This is a genomic window from Caballeronia sp. M1242 (assembly GCF_017220215.1).
Classification (GTDB): domain Bacteria; phylum Pseudomonadota; class Gammaproteobacteria; order Burkholderiales; family Burkholderiaceae; genus Caballeronia.
The window spans coordinates 1136190-1153292 of the sequence record NZ_CP071130.1 but is presented as its reverse complement, the minus strand read 5'-3'; the positions used below and the strand labels follow the sequence as shown (position 1 = coordinate 1153292).

The following is a 17103-nucleotide window of genomic DNA, read 5'->3' as shown; positions in this document are numbered from 1 at the left end:
GACGGCGCGCAAGAAAGCAAGCAAATAAGCAACGCGATTCTTGTGCAATTGCTCTTTAAAAACTAACAGCCGATAAGTGTGGGCGCTTGATGGCGAGTGCGGTTGCGGTGCTTAGGCGCTGCGGCATAAGCAAAAGTATCAAGAGTCTCACACGAAGTATCAGAGGAAGGTTTATCTGTCTTAGGACGGATTAATCATCGTCAGTACGTTGAGTGAGCGACCGGTTTCTAACGGAACCGAAAACAGTAACAGGCATTGAACTGAAGAGTTTGATCCTGGCTCAGATTGAACGCTGGCGGCATGCCTTACACATGCAAGTCGGACGGCAGCGCGGGCTTCGGCCTGGCGGCGAGTGGCGAACGGGTGAGTAATACATCGGAACGTGTCCTGTAGTGGGGGATAGCCCGGCGAAAGCCGGATTAATACCGCATACGATCTACGGAGGAAAGCGGGGGATCTTCGGACCTCGCGCTGTAGGGGCGGCCGATGGCAGATTAGCTAGTTGGTGGGGTAAAGGCCTACCAAGGCGACGATCTGTAGCTGGTCTGAGAGGACGACCAGCCACACTGGGACTGAGACACGGCCCAGACTCCTACGGGAGGCAGCAGTGGGGAATTTTGGACAATGGGGGCAACCCTGATCCAGCAATGCCGCGTGTGTGAAGAAGGCCTTCGGGTTGTAAAGCACTTTTGTCCGGAAAGAAAACTTCGCCGCTAATATCGGTGGAGGATGACGGTACCGGAAGAATAAGCACCGGCTAACTACGTGCCAGCAGCCGCGGTAATACGTAGGGTGCGAGCGTTAATCGGAATTACTGGGCGTAAAGCGTGCGCAGGCGGTCTGTTAAGACCGATGTGAAATCCCCGGGCTTAACCTGGGAACTGCATTGGTGACTGGCAGGCTTTGAGTGTGGCAGAGGGAGGTAGAATTCCACGTGTAGCAGTGAAATGCGTAGAGATGTGGAGGAATACCGATGGCGAAGGCAGCCTCCTGGGCCAACACTGACGCTCATGCACGAAAGCGTGGGGAGCAAACAGGATTAGATACCCTGGTAGTCCACGCCCTAAACGATGTCAACTAGTTGTTGGGGATTCATTTCCTTAGTAACGTAGCTAACGCGTGAAGTTGACCGCCTGGGGAGTACGGTCGCAAGATTAAAACTCAAAGGAATTGACGGGGACCCGCACAAGCGGTGGATGATGTGGATTAATTCGATGCAACGCGAAAAACCTTACCTACCCTTGACATGGTCGGAAGTCTGCTGAGAGGCGGACGTGCTCGAAAGAGAACCGGCGCACAGGTGCTGCATGGCTGTCGTCAGCTCGTGTCGTGAGATGTTGGGTTAAGTCCCGCAACGAGCGCAACCCTTGTCCTTAGTTGCTACGCAAGAGCACTCTAAGGAGACTGCCGGTGACAAACCGGAGGAAGGTGGGGATGACGTCAAGTCCTCATGGCCCTTATGGGTAGGGCTTCACACGTCATACAATGGTCGGAACAGAGGGTTGCCAAGCCGCGAGGTGGAGCCAATCCCAGAAAACCGATCGTAGTCCGGATCGCAGTCTGCAACTCGACTGCGTGAAGCTGGAATCGCTAGTAATCGCGGATCAGCATGCCGCGGTGAATACGTTCCCGGGTCTTGTACACACCGCCCGTCACACCATGGGAGTGGGTTTTACCAGAAGTGGCTAGTCTAACCGCAAGGAGGACGGTCACCACGGTAGGATTCATGACTGGGGTGAAGTCGTAACAAGGTAGCCGTATCGGAAGGTGCGGCTGGATCACCTCCTTTCTCGAGCTTCGCACACCAAGTTAAGCGCTCACGCTTATCGGCTGTGGTTTAGAAACAGGCTAAGGGTCTGTAGCTCAGTCGGTTAGAGCACCGTCTTGATAAGGCGGGGGTCGTTGGTTCGAATCCAACCAGACCCACCATGTCGGCGGTCGTTAGCGCGTGAGCGCTTACGAAGGCCCCACCCTCGAAGAGGGCAGGGTCAATAGACGCGGGGGATTAGCTCAGCTGGGAGAGCACCTGCTTTGCAAGCAGGGGGTCGTCGGTTCGATCCCGTCATCCTCCACCATCAATCTTCAATGCCTAGCGTTCACGAGCAGTGAATGTTAAGCATTGGCGATTGCTAGCCAGTTGATGCTGTAGGTATTGCAAGACACCTATCGGCTAAACGTTCTTTAACAATCAGGAAGAAGTAGTAAAGAGATTATCTGAAAGCACTTAGAGATGGGTGTGAGTAGGGTAGTCAGGGTAGTGATTGTATCGAGTATGAAAAGTGATCTTCATTGATGACTTGGAATACGGCACAACGCGAATACTCAGCCTATGACAGAGGTGTCGCGAGACACACTCGTTATAGGGTCAAGCGAACAAGTGCATGTGGTGGATGCCTTGGCGATCACAGGCGATGAAGGACGCGGTAGCCTGCGAAAAGCTTCGGGGAGCTGGCAAACGAGCATTGATCCGAAGATGTCCGAATGGGGAAACCCACTCCGTATGGAGTATCCATAGCTGAATACATAGGCTATGTGAAGCGAACGCGGTGAACTGAAACATCTAAGTAACCGCAGGAAAAGAAATCAACCGAGATTCCCAAAGTAGTGGCGAGCGAAATGGGAAGAGCCTGTACTCTTTATTTGTATTGTTAGCTGAACGCTCTGGAAAGTGCGGCCATAGCAGGTGATAGCCCTGTAAGCGAAAACAGTATGAAAGAACTAGGGGTACGACAAGTAGGGCGGGACACGTGAAATCCTGTCTGAAGATGGGGGGACCATCCTCCAAGGCTAAATACTCGTGATCGACCGATAGTGAACCAGTACCGTGAGGGAAAGGCGAAAAGAACCCCGGGAGGGGAGTGAAATAGATCCTGAAACCGCATGCATACAAACAGTCGGAGCCTCGTAAGGGGTGACGGCGTACCTTTTGTATAATGGGTCAGCGACTTACGTTCAGTAGCGAGCTTAACTGATTAAGGCAGGCGTAGCGAAAGCGAGTCCGAATAGGGCGATCAGTTGCTGGGCGTAGACCCGAAACCAAGTGATCTATCCATGGCCAGGTTGAAGGTGCGGTAACACGTACTGGAGGACCGAACCCACTAACGTTGAAAAGTTAGGGGATGAGCTGTGGATAGGGGTGAAAGGCTAAACAAACTTGGAAATAGCTGGTTCTCTCCGAAAACTATTTAGGTAGTGCCTCGTGTATCACCTTCGGGGGTAGAGCACTGTCATGGTTGTGGGGTCCATTGCGGATTACTACGCCATAGCAAACTCCGAATACCGAAGAGTGCAATCACGGGAGACAGACATCGGGTGCTAACGTCCGGTGTCAAGAGGGAAACAACCCAGACCGCCAGCTAAGGTCCCAAAGATTGGCTAAGTGGGAAACGAAGTGGGAAGGCTAAAACAGTCAGGAGGTTGGCTTAGAAGCAGCCACCCTTTAAAGAAAGCGTAATAGCTCACTGATCGAGTCGTCCTGCGCGGAAGATGTAACGGGGCTCAAGCCAGTCACCGAAGCTGCGGATGCGAGTTTTACTCGCATGGTAGGAGAGCGTTCCGTAAGCCTGCGAAGGTGCGTTGAAAAGCGTGCTGGAGGTATCGGAAGTGCGAATGCTGACATGAGTAGCGATAAAGGGGGTGAAAAGCCCCCTCGCCGTAAGCCCAAGGTTTCCTACGCAACGTTCATCGGCGTAGGGTGAGTCGGCCCCTAAGGCGAGGCAGAAATGCGTAGCTGATGGGAAGCAGGTCAATATTCCTGCACCATTGTTAGATGCGATGGGGGGACGGATCGCGGAAGGTTGTCCGGGTGTTGGACGTCCCGGTCGCTGCATTGGAGAAGGTGCTTAGGCAAATCCGGGCACGTAATTCAAGGGTGTGGCGCGAGTGACTTCGGTCACGAAGCAATTGGAAGTGGTTCCAAGAAAAGCCTCTAAGCTTCAGTCTAACGATGACCGTACCGCAAACCGACACAGGTGGGCGAGATGAGTATTCTAAGGCGCTTGAGAGAACTCGGGAGAAGGAACTCGGCAAATTGGTACCGTAACTTCGGGATAAGGTACGCCCTGGTAGCTTGACTGGCCTGCGCCAGGAGGGTGAAAGGGTTGCAATAAACTGGTGGCTGCGACTGTTTAATAAAAACACAGCACTCTGCAAACACGAAAGTGGACGTATAGGGTGTGACGCCTGCCCGGTGCCGGAAGATTAAATGATGGGGTGCAAGCTCTTGATTGAAGTCCCGGTAAACGGCGGCCGTAACTATAACGGTCCTAAGGTAGCGAAATTCCTTGTCGGGTAAGTTCCGACCTGCACGAATGGCGTAACGATGGCCACACTGTCTCCTCCCGAGACTCAGCGAAGTTGAAGTGTTTGTGATGATGCAATCTCCCCGCGGCTAGACGGAAAGACCCCATGAACCTTTACTGTAGCTTTGCATTGGACTTTGAACCGATCTGTGTAGGATAGGTGGGAGGCTATGAAACCGGAACGCCAGTTTCGGTGGAGCCGTCCTTGAAATACCACCCTGGTTTGTTTGAGGTTCTAACCTTGGTCCGTGATCCGGATCGGGGACAGTGCATGGTAGGCAGTTTGACTGGGGCGGTCTCCTCCCAAAGCGTAACGGAGGAGTACGAAGGTACGCTAGGTACGGTCGGAAATCGTGCTGATAGTGCAATGGCATAAGCGTGCTTAACTGCGAGACCGACAAGTCGAGCAGGTGCGAAAGCAGGTCATAGTGATCCGGTGGTTCTGTATGGAAGGGCCATCGCTCAACGGATAAAAGGTACTCTGGGGATAACAGGCTGATACCGCCCAAGAGTTCATATCGACGGCGGTGTTTGGCACCTCGATGTCGGCTCATCTCATCCTGGGGCTGTAGCCGGTCCCAAGGGTATGGCTGTTCGCCATTTAAAGAGGTACGTGAGCTGGGTTTAAAACGTCGTGAGACAGTTTGGTCCCTATCTGCCGTGGGCGTTGGATATTTGAAGGGGGCTGCTCCTAGTACGAGAGGACCGGAGTGGACGAACCTCTGGTGTACCGGTTGTCACGCCAGTGGCATCGCCGGGTAGCTATGTTCGGAAGAGATAACCGCTGAAAGCATCTAAGCGGGAAACTCGCCTTAAGATGAGATATCCCCGGGGCTTCGAGCCCCTTGAAGGGTCGTTCCAGACCAGGACGTTGATAGGTCAGGTGTGTAAGTGCAGTAATGCATTGAGCTAACTGATACTAATTGCCCGTAAGGCTTGATCCTATAACTGGTGTGTCTTAAGCCACCCCGAAGCGGGTGCGCCACCGGTTGAGTAGCGACTGTGCCCACAGTCACTACCCCAAACCACTACTTCTTCCCCGATTGGTTGTCGCGCCCTCAACGCGAGACAACATCCCCTTAAAGCCTGATGACCATAGCGAGTCGGTCCCACCCCTTCCCATCCCGAACAGGACCGTGAAACGACTCCACGCCGATGATAGTGCGGATTGCCCGTGTGAAAGTAGGTAATCGTCAGGCTCCCCCTTGCAAAACAAAAACCCCACCCCGAAAAGGTGGGGCTTTTGCGTTTGAGGCGGCAGATTCAGCAAAAATCCCGACGCCGACGCTTCCCGGAGGCGACAATTCTGTCGGTAGAATGGCATCGGCAGGTGTACTACTACGCCGATACCACCGGAGCGCACATGAGAACGAGCCTGTTGATCGCCGCTGTCAGCGTCGTGCTGTTGGCTGCGGCCTGTGGCAAAAAGAACGATGCGAGCGAGTCCACCTTGGGCGATGCTATTTCCGCTGACATGAAGACCAACCGCGGCCTGCTATGCCTGAATCGCAGCGGCCGGGGTCCCTTCACGTTTCCGTCTACCTATAGCAATCGCGATCTCAACGAATATTCGGCCGCGGCCTTGCGCGAGCAACTGGCGGCGCTGGAGAAGAGCGGCTTAATCGCGCGCACTGCTGCGGCGCCCGCCAACGCCAATGCAAAGCAGGACGGCGTCGCCTACAGCTTGACCGGCGAAGGTCAGAAATATGCGGTGGAAACCGTGCGCCAGGCGGGCGATCCCAACGCCACAGCGGACTCCCGCGTCTCGATGATTTGTTACGCGCGCGTCAAGCTGGACAAGGTGACCGCGTGGACGGAGCCCGACCCGACCACGCATCGTTCCGACGTCACTTACACGTACAAGCTCGACAACGTCGCGCCCTGGGCCGACGACCGCGACATCAAGCGCGCGTTTTCCGACCTCACCGCCGCCGACCGCGAAGCCGGCGAAACGAAGCTGCACGTCACGCTCGAGCAGCGTCCGGACGGCTGGGCGAGGGTCGATTGAGCAACGTATCTGCTCCTACCGAAGATTTCCCGCGCGTCCCGCCGCGCATGTCGGACGTCGCGCGGCTTGCCGGCGTGTCTAAGATGACCGTGTCGCGCGTGCTGGCGGGTCATAGCGTTGCATCGGCGACGCGTGAACGCGTACAGCAGGCCATCGACGAACTCGGCTACGTGGCCGATGCCGCGGCAGGCGCGCTTTCCTCCGGGCGCTCCGAGTTCGTCGCGGTCATGGTGCCGTCGCTTGCCAGTTCCAACTTCTCCGATACCGTCCGCGGCCTCGCCGCCGCGCTGGAGCCGCACGGCCTGCAATTGTTGATCGGCGACACCGACTATCACCTCGACCGCGAAGAGAGCCTGATTCGCTCGATGCTGCGGCACCAGCCGCGCTGCATCGCGCTGACCGGCTCGCGTCATACGGATGCGACGCGCACCTTGCTGCGCCGCTCAGGCGTGCCTGTCGTCGAGATGTGGGACTTCCCGGGCGATCCCATCGATGCCGCGGTCGGCTTTTCCAACGTCAACGCCGCGCGCGAGATGGTGCGCTATCTCGCCGAGCGCGGCCATCAGCGCATCGGCTTCGTGGGCGGGGCGAGCGAACTCGATCGACGCGGCCTCGACCGCCTCAAGGGCTTTCGCATGGAGATGAAGGCCCTCGGTCTCGACGCTGAACGCGTCGTGCGTCTCGGGGAATCGCCGATTACGATGAGCCACGGCGGACCCGCCATCGCGTCGCTGCTCGCCGCGTGGCCGGACACGCAGGCCGTGATGTGCGTGAGCGACATGTCGGCCTTTGGCGCGATAATGGAGTGTCACCGGCGTGGGCTTTCGGTGCCCGGCGACATCGCGGTAGCCGGCTTCGGCAACTTCGAGGTCGCGGCATGTTGCACGCCTTCGATCACGACCGTATCCGTCGATGCGTATGGCATCGGCTTGCGCACGGGCGAGGTATTGCTGGCCGCGCTCGAAGAACGCGAACAGGGCGCCGTCAAGCACGCGAGCAAGCGGGTGCGAATCGCGTATCAGGTGCTGGCGCGAGAGAGCGCCTGAGCCTTAGACGTCGCACGAATGCGTGCTAACATGTTCCGATGTTACCGGTAACTATACCGGGCTCGCGCGCCGAGAACGCGAGAGCGCGAGAGCAAACCCCACGGAGAGAGACGCCATGTCCCAACAGACACCCCGCCGCCTGCGCAGTCAGGAATGGTTCGACGACCCTTCGCATGCCGACATGACCGCGCTATATGTCGAGCGGTTCATGAACTACGGTCTCACGCGCGAAGAGTTGCAGTCGGGCCGGCCGATCATCGGCATTGCGCAGACCGGCAGCGACCTTGCGCCGTGCAATCGGCATCACATCGAGCTTGCGGTGCGCACGAAAGCTGGTATCCGCGATGCGGGCGGCATTCCGATGGAATTCCCCGTGCATCCGCTCGCCGAGCAGAGTCGCCGCCCGACCGCCGCGCTGGATCGCAATCTCGCTTATCTCGGCCTCGTCGAGATCATGCATGGGTTTCCGCTCGATGGCGTCGTGCTGACGACCGGTTGCGACAAGACCACGCCCGCCTGCCTGATGGCGGCGGCAACGGTCGACATGCCGTCGATCGTGCTCTCCGGCGGCCCGATGCTCGACGGCTGGTATGAAGGCAAGCGCGTCGGCTCCGGCACGGTCATCTGGCATGCGCGCAATTTGCTCGCGGCCGGCGAGATCGACTACGAAGGCTTCATGCGCCTGACGACGGCTTCGTCGCCTTCGATTGGGCACTGCAACACGATGGGCACCGCGCTCTCGATGAACAGCCTTGCCGAAGCGCTCGGCATGTCCTTGCCGACGTGCGCGAGCATTCCCGCCGCGTATCGCGAGCGCGGACAGATGGCGTACGCAACGGGCAAGCGCATCGTCGACATGGTGCGAGAGGACATGCGCCCGTCGAAGATCATGACGCGCGATGCGTTCATCAACGCGATCGTCGTGGCGTCCGCGCTCGGCGCGTCGACCAACTGCCCGCCGCATCTGATCGCGATTGCGCGGCACATGGGCATCGAACTGAGTCTGGAAGACTGGCAGCGTTACGGCGAAGAGATTCCGCTCATCGTCAACTGCATGCCCGCGGGCGAATATCTGGGCGAGAGCTTCCATCGCGCGGGCGGAGTGCCTGCCGTGCTGCGTCAACTGGATGCAGCGGGGCTTTTGCGTCGCGGTTGCCTTACCGTTTCCGGCCGCAAGATCGGCGAGATCGCCGATGAAGCGCCCGTCGCCGATCAGGACGTGATCCGTACCGCCGACGAACCGCTGATGCACGGCGCGGGCTTCATGGTCCTGTCGGGCAACTTCTTCGACAGCGCGATCATGAAGATGTCGGTGGTCGGCGAGGCATTCAGGAAGACGTATCTGAGCGAGCCGGGCGCCGAGAACGTGTTCGAAGCGCGTGCCATTGTCTTCGATGGCCCCGAGGACTATCACGCCCGCATCAACGACCCGTCGCTCGAAATCGACGAGCACTGCATTCTCGTCATTCGCGGCTGCGGCACGGTGGGTTATCCGGGAAGCGCGGAAGTGGTCAACATGGCGCCGCCCGCGGACCTGATCAAGCGAGGCGTCGATTCCCTGCCGTGCATGGGCGATGGCCGGCAAAGCGGCACGTCGGCAAGTCCGTCGATTCTCAACATGTCGCCGGAAGCAGCGGTCGGCGGCGGCCTCGCGCTGTTGCGCACCAACGACCGCATACGCGTCGATCTGAACGCGCGCTCCGTCAACGTGTTGATCGATGAAGCGGAACTGCAAAGCCGCAGCAAGGACGCGGCGTTTGCCGTGCCGGTCGCGCAAACGCCGTGGCAGGAGCTTTATCGGCAGACCGTGGGTCAGCTATCGACGGGCGGATGTCTCGAGCCCGCGACGCTCTACCTGAAGGTCATCGAAACGCGCGGCAATCCGCGGCATTCGCACTGAGCAGTCAGGTCACAGACGCGCGTCACGCGGGCGCGCGGTCTGTGGCTTGGCCTTGAACTTCGGCATCTTGCCCTTCTCGATGTAGTCCTGAACCGCGTCCGCTGCGTCGTAATAGTCGCGCTCGTCGAGCCAGTGCCACACAGCCGCGAGAAAGAGCCCGAGCCCCGCGTGTCCGCAATGCGCGATGACAGCGGCGATGCCTTCTGCAAGGGCTTCGTCGCGTCCGGTTTCCGTGAACGCGCTCGCAATATGCGACGCGCTGCGCGAAACCAGCATCGCGTGCATCGGGTGAAGTTGTGGGTTGAACGTGCGTGACGCGAGACTTCTGTATTTGCTGCTGCCCATGGGGCCCCCGTGTATTGCTGGCGTACTGCGCGATCCTGCATGCGCGCCGCTGTTGGTTTCTTTGAGTCGCTGAGATCAGCGCCGCAGACAGAGGCAAGAAGCGGGCCGAGGGCGCGCATATTGCTCCTGAGCCTTTGTTCATGGGGCTGGCGTCTACCGTGTCGTTCGCGTGGACGTTCTGTCAACCGGGGCATGGCCTCCCTTTCTACATTCCGTATGAACGAATGTGCAATGCGGAAATCTCATCTCAAGATCACGACATGCGCTTCGCCTATGCTGCTGCCAGTTTCGTCAAGCCATACGTGCGTATGGCTGTCTGTACGCTTGCGCTCATGACTGGCTGCGCCGCCGGAGGACATGCCGTGGGTGACGAAGCGAAGCCAACGTCCAACGAACCGCAGCCGCTGCATCACGCGAAGCACACGTCGTCGGGCTTCGAGAACAACTACGGGCATTTGCCGCGCGAATCATTCTGGAAGTGGCAATGGCAACGCTTCACGCAGGGATTGCCGAAGCCGCCCGCAAACGGTTATCGCTTTCCTGTTGCGCGTCCGGACGTTGGGTTCCTCAAGTCGAACCGTAGCGTCGATACGCTCACGTGGATCGGTCATTCGACTGCACTCGTGCAGATAAACGGCGTCAACGTGCTGACCGACCCTGTATTTTCCGAGCGCGCTTCGCCGTTCACATTCATCGGGCCGAAGCGCAAGACGCCGCCCGGACTCACGCTCGATGAGCTTCCGCATATCGATGTCGTGCTGATCTCGCACAATCACTACGACCATCTCGACAAAGCGAGCGTCGAGGCATTGAACCGCCAAGCGGGAGGCCCGCCGCGTTTTCTCGTTCCAATGGGCGTAAAAGCGTGGATGACGAGCGTCGGCATTACGAACGCCGAAGAGCTGGATTGGGGCGATGAAACACACGCCGCCGGCCTCGATATCTGGTTCGCGCCCGCGCAACACTGGTCGGCTCGCACGCCGTTCGATCGCGCCGAGACTTTATGGGGCAGTTGGGTCGTCAAGACACCGCCGGGATCGGCGCGTCCTTATTCGTTCTTCTTCGCGGGCGACACCGGCTATTCGCCGGACTTTCGCGACATAGGCGCGCGCTTCGGCGGCTTCGATCTCGCATTAATTCCCGTCGGCGCCTACGACCCGCGCTGGTTCATGCATGCGCAGCACGTCGATCCGGAAGAGGCCGTGCGCATCTTCGAGGACATCCATGCGAAGCGGGCCATCGGCGTCCACTGGGGCACATTCGAACTTACCGACGAACCGCTCGACGAGCCGCCGCGTCGTCTGGCAGAAGCGGTTGGAAAAGCAGGTCTGCCCGCCGATGCCTTCACGGTGCTCATGCATGGACAAACGGTTCGTCTCGATGCGCCGGTCGCGCAGAAATCCGTAAGCACGCCGTAGCAATAAGCACTTTGCAAAACGCGCGGGCCATCCGGCCCGCGCGTTCCGCTTGCAACGCATGCGATGAACCAATCGTCATCGCCTGAACACGCCGAGCAGCAAAGTCGCGAGGAAAATCACGATGAAGATGAAGAACAGGATCTTGGCGATTTCCGCCGCGCCCGTTGCGATACCGCCGAAGCCGAAAACGGCCGCGATGATCGCGATGATGAAAAATATTGCAGCGTAACGGAGCATGAGGCCTCCTACGGGGTTCGGTTGGTAGTTCGATTTGCATGCGGACTGAAACCGTTGCCGCCTTCGCTCATCGGTCGTGCCGCGCTTTTGTTCAGGGTTTGGCGGCACGAGGGTCAAAGCAACCGCTGTGCCTAATTCGGCGGATGTGCCGGCCGCAGAAACAAAAACGCCGCAACGCCCCGTGCGAAAGGGCATTGCGGCGTCGGGCGCGCTCGTCAGCGGGCTAACGTCCCGGCGTGCGATCGGAGTCGGTTTCCTCGTCGTCTTCGTCGTCGTCGTCGACGCGGCTTTGCGCATCCAGCAAGTGGTTCTCCAATTCGTCGCGCTCGATCTGATCGGCGAGGTCGAGGGCTTTGCGCGTGGCGGGACCGGATGGGCGGTTGGCTCCAGACATGGCGTACTCCTTGAACGGATTGCGAGGCCGCGCCATCGCATATGGCGCGAAGAACGAGCAGACCGGCATGCCGCATCGGCTATGAAGCGGCAGGTCAAGCTGCCTTAAAGGATCGCTTACGGGACGTTGCGCGCGATCGTCTTGGCAGTCTGACAGAGACGCGGATAGAAAAATGCCGTCCCATTCTTGCAAGCGGGACGGCAAGTTTTGCCTGGCCGGCGCGTACGCCGAGTATGCGCCGGTCCTGCGTCGCGGCAAAGCGCTTTATTGCCGCCGGGCCTCGCGTTTCAAGACGAGCGTCATTCGAAGAAATGCGCGACGATCGGATACAGCGACAGCACAAGCAACGCGGCCATCGTCAGGTTGAAGAGGCGCAACAGTCGCGGATTGGCGAGAAAGCGCCGCAGCGACACGCCGAACGCTGCCCACGCCGTGATGCACGGCAGGCCGATCACGATGAACACGAGCGCCATGAACGCCGCATTCAGCGAAAGGCTCGCGTGCAGATGAATGGTGGTCGCGGCAGTCAGCACCATCATCCACGCTTTCGGATTGACCCACTGGAACGCGACGGCTTCGTGAAAGCGCATCGGGCGACGCTCGCCGTCGCGCGTCTGCACGGACGAAGACGTGCCGATCTTCCATGCGAGATACAGCAGGTACGCGACGCTCGCGGTTTCCAGCACCGTATAAAGCCACGGCAGATGGCCGAACGCCTCGGCAAGACCGAAGCCTGCGGCCAGCATCAGAAGCGCCACGCCCGCGCTGATCCCAAGCACATGCGGCACCGTGCGCCGCAGACCGAAGTTGACGCCCGAGGCGAGCAGCATCGTGTTGTTCGGGCCGGGCGTGATGCTCATGACGAGCGCGAAAAGCGCGGCAGCGGGCAGGGCGCTGAGGAGAGTAGAGGACATGGCGCAATCCGAATGGAAGGTGGATTGCTGCCAGTGTACGGGCGCGCATCTGTACAGTACCGGTACAGATGCGCATATGAATCCCGGTACGGCGCGCGCCGGCCGTTACACCGGTGAAGGATTACGCTCCGAGAAGCCTTCCTGATGCCAGTACGGATACGCAGGGCGCACCTTGCTCGCCTCGTCGAGCCGCTTGACTTGTTCGGCCGTCAGTTTCCAGCCGACCGCGCCGAGGTTCTGCCTCAGCTGTTCCTCGTTGCGCGCGCCGATCAGCACGGTGGCCACCGTCGGACGCTGCAACAGCCAGTTGAGCGCGATCTGCGGCACGGTCTTGCCGGTTTCCGCGGCAATCGCATCGAGCGCATCGACGACGCGGTACAGATACTCGTCCGGCACGGGCGGCCCCATGTCGGCCGTCTTGTGCAGCCGGCTCGATTCGGGCAGCGGCTGTCCGCGCCGGATCTTGCCCGTCAGACGCCCCCAGCCGAGCGGACTCCAGACGACAGCGCCGACACCCTGATCGAGACCGAGCGGCATGAGTTCCCATTCGTAGTCACGGCCGATCAGCGAGTAATACGTCTGGTTAGCGACATAGCGCGGATAGCCATAACGGTCCGCGACATCGAGCGATTTCTGCAGATGCCAGCCCGAGAAGTTGGATACGCCCGTATAGCGGATCTTGCCCGCGCGCACGAGATCGTCGAGCGTCGAAAGCGTCTCTTCCACCGGCGTTTTCGCGTCGAAACCATGCAGCTGAAACAGGTCGATGTAGTCTGTTTGGAGGCGCTTCAATGCATCGTTGACCGCGTTGATGAGATGAAAGCGCGAGGACCCGACGCTGTTGGGATCGTCCGCATCGAAGCGAAAGGTGGCTTTGGTCGAGATGAGCACCTTGTCGCGCCGGCCTTTGAGCGCCTCGCCGAGAATGGATTCCGACGAGCCGTGCGAATAGATGTCGGCGGAGTCGAACATGGTGACGCCCGCATCGAGGCAAATGTCGACGAGCTGGCGCGCTTGGCTCACGTCGGTCTCGCCCCAGGCCTGAAAGAATTCGCCCTTGCCGCCGAACGTTCCGGTGCCGAAGCTCAGCACCGGAACCTTGAAGCCGGAAGCGCCTAAGTGTCGATATTCCATTGCGTGTCCTTGTCGTTGAACGCTGCGTTGAAGAAGGATGTCGTTCACGCGTTGCAGTGAACGCCGATAACGTCGATAACGTCGATTGACGAGACTACCGCAAGCGCCGTTCGCGCGCAGCGGCGACTGTGGCCACTGCGGCTCGCGGGCATGCGGCTTGCAAACTGCTGACGCGAGACCTCTTGCGCATGCCTTCTCACACGGAGAGCATTTGAACGACACATCCACGGGCGTTTCCCGTGCGAACGCCACGACGACCGACGACCTCGGCGCTTCCTTCTTCGAGCCCGGACGCAACTGCGCAAGCGTGCGTCATGCGGACCGCTTCAGCCTGCTCATCGACGGGTCGGATTATTTTCGCGTGTTGCGCGAGGCGATCACGCGCGCCGAACGCACCGTGTTCATTCTCGGCTGGGACATTGACAGCCGCATGAAGCTCACGCCCGAAGGCGCGAACGACGGCTATCCCGAAGCGCTCGGCGACTTCCTGCATGCCATCGCGGCGGAGAAGCGCCGGCTGCGCATCTACATCCTCGCGTGGGACTTCGCGATGCTGTACGCCTTCGAGCGCGAATGGCTGCCCGTCTACAAGATGGGTTGGCGCACGCATCGGCGCGTCGCGTTCCAGATGGACGGCAAGCATCCGCTCGGCGGCTCGCAGCATCAGAAGGTCGTCGTGATCGACGACCGGCTCGCGTTCGTGGGCGGCCTCGACCTGACGCGCTCGCGCTGGGACACGCCCGCGCATGCGCCGGCGGACCCGCATCGGCGCGACGCGAACGGTACCGCGTATCAGCCGTTTCACGATGTCCACTCCATGTTCGATGGCGACGCCGCGCGAGAAGTCGGCCTGCTCGCTCGCGAGCGCTGGTCGCGCGCATGCGGCAGACGGCTTGCGATCCGCGCGCATCGCGCGGCGTGGCAGGGCGATCCGTGGCCCCCTTCGCGCGCGGTCGATATCGACGATGTGCAGATCGCGCTTTCGCTCACCGAGCCCGCGTATCTCGGACGCCCCGCCGTGCAGCAGATTCGCACGCAATACCTCGACGCCATCGCGCGTGCGCGGCGCAGCATCTATATCGAGAACCAGTACTTCACGTCGGGCTCCATCGGCGCGGCGCTCTCCGATTCGCTCGCGCGCGAGGACGGTCCCGATCTCGCCATCGTGGTGCCGCGCAATCAGAGCGGCTGGCTTCAGGAAGTCACGATGGGCGTGCTGCGCGCCCGTTTGCACGCGCTTTTGAAGCAGGCGGACCGGCACGGCCGGTATCGTCTGTTATGTCCGACGGTGCCCGATCTCGGCGAGCAGATCGTCAACGTGCACAGCAAGCTGATGATCGTCGACGACGACCTGCTCATCGTCGGCTCGGCGAATCTGAACAATCGCTCGATGGTGCTCGACAGCGAATGCAATGTCTCCATCGATGCGGGCGCGGACGCGCGCATCCGCCGCGCGATTGCGAAGATGCGCGACACGCTGCTCGCGGAACATCTCGGCTGCGAAGTCGAGGATGTCGTCCGGGAGCGCGAAGCACGCGGCGGCCTGAATGCGGCGATCACGGCTCTTTCGCGCGATCGCGACGAACACCGCACGCTGGTGCCGCTCGATCCCGTGGTGTCGCGCGAACTCGATCAGCTCATTCCGCCCGACGCGCTCATCGATCCCGAAACGCCCATTGCCGCCGATGAACTCGTCGATCAGTTCGTGCCCGCCGAAAAGACGCGGCCGCTCATCGGCCGCTTCGCGCTGCTCGGCGTGCTCGCGCTGCTGGCGGTCGGCGTGGCGGCTGCATGGCACTGGACGCCGCTCGGCGAGTACGTGAACCTCAAGTCGCTCACGAGCGCGACGCGGCGCATCGACGCGTTGCCGCTCGCGCCGCTATGGATCGTGTTGTGTTTCGCGGCGGCGGCCGTCGTTTCGGTGCCCGTCACGCTGCTCATTGCGACGACCGGCCTCGTGTTCGGCGCAGGATGGGGCTGCGTGTACGCATTCGCAGGCACCATGACATCGGCCGCCGTCTCGTATCTGCTGGGTCTTTGGCTCGGCCGCGATGCGGTGCGCAAGCTCGCGGGCGCGCGCGTCAACCGGCTCTCCGAACGCGTCGCCAAGCGCGGCATTGTCGCGGTCGTCGTGCTGAGGCTGCTGCCTGTCGCGCCGTTTTCCATCGTCAACATGGTGGCGGGCGCGTCGCACATTCGCATGCGGGACTTTCTCATCGGCACGCTGCTCGGCATGGGACCCGGCATCGTGCTGACGGTCGCGTTCGCGCATCAGCTCATCGCTTCGCTGCGGCATCCGACGGTCGGCTCGTTCGCGGTGCTGATCGGCATCGGCGCGGTGTTGATCGCCGTGTCGATCCTGCTGCAACGCTTTCTGGGCCGCGCCGATCCGAAGGAAGAAGTCGTGCACGAAGGCGCGCCGAGCGACGAAGACCGAGCGCGCGCAAGCGAAGAAGCGGCGCGTGCGAGCGTCCTGCGCGATCGCAACGCGATTCCGCGCGATGCGGCGCCGAATGCATCGGCGAATGCAGCGCCGAACGCAGCGCCGAATGCAACGCCCCGAAGCCACGACGAGGTCAGCTCATGACGTTGATGCACGACGCCGGAATCGACATCGAAAGCGCGACCGCGGCGCGCGCCAAGGAGCTGCGCATCGCGACGTACAACGTGCATGGCGCAGTGGGCATCGACGGCAAGTTCGCGCCTGAGCGCATCGGCGAAGTGCTCGCCGAAATCGACGCGGACATCTTCGCGCTTCAGGAAGTGCCGCTAGGCGGCCGCAGTTCGCCCAACGTGCTGGACTTGCTGCAACGCATGACGAACCTGTATGCGGTGCCCGGTCCGACGCTCGATACCCCCGAGCGCCGCTATGGCAACGCCGTGCTCACGCGCTATCCGGTGCAGGCGGTACGCACGCTCGATCTTTCGTTCGGCAGCCGCGAGCCGCGCGGCGCGCTCGATGCGGACATCGACTGCGGCGGCGAAACATGGCGCGTCGTGGCGACGCATCTGGGACTCGCATCGAGCGAGCGTCGCGCGCAGGTCGAACAGGTGCTTCAGAGCTTCGACACGCCCGCGCTTCCCGTGATCCTGCTGGGCGATCTGAACGAATGGTTCGTCTATGGCCGCACGCTGCGGCGCCTCGTCACGCACTTTCATCGTGCGAGCGCGCTGCGCACGTTTCCGACGCGCTGGCCGCTCTTCGCGCTCGATCGCATCTGGGTACATCCCGGCGAGCGGCTCATGCGCGTCGACGTGCATCGCACGCGGCTTTCGCGCATCGCATCGGATCACTATCCGCTCATCGCGCATATCGCGAACGCTTCGACCAACGGCGGCTGATGCATGTGCAAGCGGAAGCGATGCTGTTGTGAGGCATGTACGTGTCAGCAGCAAGCCACGCATG

General features: G+C 60.6%; 11 protein-coding genes, 2 tRNA genes and 3 rRNA genes. 11 read left to right on the top strand and 5 right to left on the bottom strand.

The features are described from left to right. Positions 1-257: 257 nt before the first annotated feature. The 8 genes from JYK05_RS18755 (at position 258) to JYK05_RS18720 (ending at position 9255) form a co-directional block, all read left to right on the top strand. Positions 258-1789: ribosomal RNA gene (locus JYK05_RS18755) — 16S ribosomal RNA — on the top strand. Positions 1790-1852: 63 nt separating this feature from the next. Then, a tRNA-Ile gene (locus JYK05_RS18750) sits at positions 1853-1929 on the top strand. A gap of 70 nt (positions 1930-1999) precedes the next feature. Then, positions 2000-2075 (top strand) — tRNA-Ala (locus JYK05_RS18745). 288 nt (positions 2076-2363) lie between these two features. Next, a 23S ribosomal RNA gene (locus tag JYK05_RS18740) occupies positions 2364-5245 on the top strand. A 141-nt stretch (positions 5246-5386) separates the two neighbouring features. Then, a 5S ribosomal RNA gene (gene rrf, locus JYK05_RS18735) occupies positions 5387-5500 on the top strand. The 16S, 23S and 5S rRNA genes sit together here with 2 tRNA genes alongside, the layout of an rRNA operon. Positions 5501-5679: 179 nt before the next feature. Further along, positions 5680-6309, top strand: coding sequence for a hypothetical protein (locus JYK05_RS18730; RefSeq protein ID WP_241269949.1), 630 nt, complete (start codon positions 5680-5682; stop codon positions 6307-6309). A 47-nt stretch (positions 6310-6356) separates the two neighbouring features. Beyond that, on the top strand, positions 6357-7355 hold the full coding sequence (locus JYK05_RS18725; RefSeq protein WP_206469660.1) for a LacI family DNA-binding transcriptional regulator: 999 nt from the start codon (positions 6357-6359) through the stop codon (positions 7353-7355). A 115-nt stretch (positions 7356-7470) separates the two neighbouring features. Next, positions 7471-9255 carry an IlvD/Edd family dehydratase gene (locus JYK05_RS18720; protein WP_206468804.1) on the top strand — a complete coding sequence of 595 codons (1785 nt, stop codon included), beginning with the start codon at positions 7471-7473 and terminating at the stop codon, positions 9253-9255. 9 nt (positions 9256-9264) lie between these two features. Here JYK05_RS18720 and JYK05_RS18715 read toward each other — a convergent pair whose 3' ends face one another. Further along, positions 9265-9600 carry a hypothetical protein gene (locus JYK05_RS18715; RefSeq protein WP_206468803.1) on the bottom strand — a complete coding sequence of 112 codons (336 nt, stop codon included), beginning with the start codon at positions 9598-9600 and terminating at the stop codon, positions 9265-9267. Between the two features lie 332 nt (positions 9601-9932). Between JYK05_RS18715 and JYK05_RS18710 the strand changes: the two genes are divergently transcribed. Further along, the gene (locus JYK05_RS18710; RefSeq protein WP_206468802.1) at positions 9933-11018 is read left to right on the top strand and encodes an MBL fold metallo-hydrolase; all 1086 of its coding nucleotides are present in this window, start codon (positions 9933-9935) and stop codon (positions 11016-11018) included. Positions 11019-11093: 75 nt separating this feature from the next. On the opposite strand, the gene JYK05_RS18705 is transcribed toward JYK05_RS18710, so the two are convergent. From JYK05_RS18705 to JYK05_RS18690, 4 genes are all read right to left on the bottom strand, one after another. Then, a complete protein-coding gene (locus JYK05_RS18705) occupies positions 11094-11255 on the bottom strand; it encodes a DUF1328 family protein (RefSeq protein WP_044042785.1) in 162 nt (53 codons plus the stop codon). A 223-nt stretch (positions 11256-11478) separates the two neighbouring features. Beyond that, positions 11479-11649: a hypothetical protein gene (locus JYK05_RS18700; RefSeq protein ID WP_175942283.1), complete on the bottom strand. Its 171-nt coding sequence runs from the start codon at positions 11647-11649 to the stop codon at positions 11479-11481. A gap of 299 nt (positions 11650-11948) precedes the next feature. Further along, positions 11949-12563, bottom strand: coding sequence for a LysE family translocator (locus JYK05_RS18695; RefSeq protein WP_175942281.1), 615 nt, complete (start codon positions 12561-12563; stop codon positions 11949-11951). Between the two features lie 105 nt (positions 12564-12668). Beyond that, entirely contained in the window at positions 12669-13697 is a 1029-nt protein-coding gene (locus JYK05_RS18690; protein ID WP_206468801.1) for an aldo/keto reductase, read from the bottom strand. A 211-nt stretch (positions 13698-13908) separates the two neighbouring features. On the opposite strand from JYK05_RS18690, the gene JYK05_RS18685 reads away from it, so the two are divergent. Continuing rightward, on the top strand, positions 13909-16284 hold the full coding sequence (locus JYK05_RS18685) for a VTT domain-containing protein (protein WP_206468800.1): 2376 nt from the start codon (positions 13909-13911) through the stop codon (positions 16282-16284). Beyond that, complete coding sequence (locus JYK05_RS18680) at positions 16281-17039, top strand: endonuclease/exonuclease/phosphatase family protein (RefSeq protein ID WP_206468798.1); 759 nt, start codon at positions 16281-16283, stop codon at positions 17037-17039. Before JYK05_RS18685 ends, JYK05_RS18680 begins: the two co-directional genes overlap by 4 nt. Positions 17040-17103: the final 64 nt, after the last annotated feature.

Bases quoted from the DNA above. Each gene is read 5' to 3' on its own strand.
- JYK05_RS18690 (WP_206468801.1), bottom strand. From the start codon at position 13,697: ATGGAATATCGACACTTAGGCGCTTCCGGCTTCAAGGTTCCGGTGCTG.
- JYK05_RS18720 (WP_206468804.1), top strand. From the start codon at position 7,471: ATGTCCCAACAGACACCCCGCCGCCTGCGCAGTCAGGAATGGTTCGAC.
- JYK05_RS18700 (WP_175942283.1), bottom strand. From the start codon at position 11,649: ATGTCTGGAGCCAACCGCCCATCCGGTCCCGCCACGCGCAAAGCCCTC.
- JYK05_RS18715 (WP_206468803.1), bottom strand. From the start codon at position 9,600: ATGGGCAGCAGCAAATACAGAAGTCTCGCGTCACGCACGTTCAACCCA.
- JYK05_RS18695 (WP_175942281.1), bottom strand. From the start codon at position 12,563: ATGTCCTCTACTCTCCTCAGCGCCCTGCCCGCTGCCGCGCTTTTCGCG.
- JYK05_RS18705 (WP_044042785.1), bottom strand. From the start codon at position 11,255: ATGCTCCGTTACGCTGCAATATTTTTCATCATCGCGATCATCGCGGCC.
- JYK05_RS18725 (WP_206469660.1), top strand. From the start codon at position 6,357: ATGTCGGACGTCGCGCGGCTTGCCGGCGTGTCTAAGATGACCGTGTCG.
- JYK05_RS18710 (WP_206468802.1), top strand. From the start codon at position 9,933: ATGACTGGCTGCGCCGCCGGAGGACATGCCGTGGGTGACGAAGCGAAG.
- JYK05_RS18680 (WP_206468798.1), top strand. From the start codon at position 16,281: ATGACGTTGATGCACGACGCCGGAATCGACATCGAAAGCGCGACCGCG.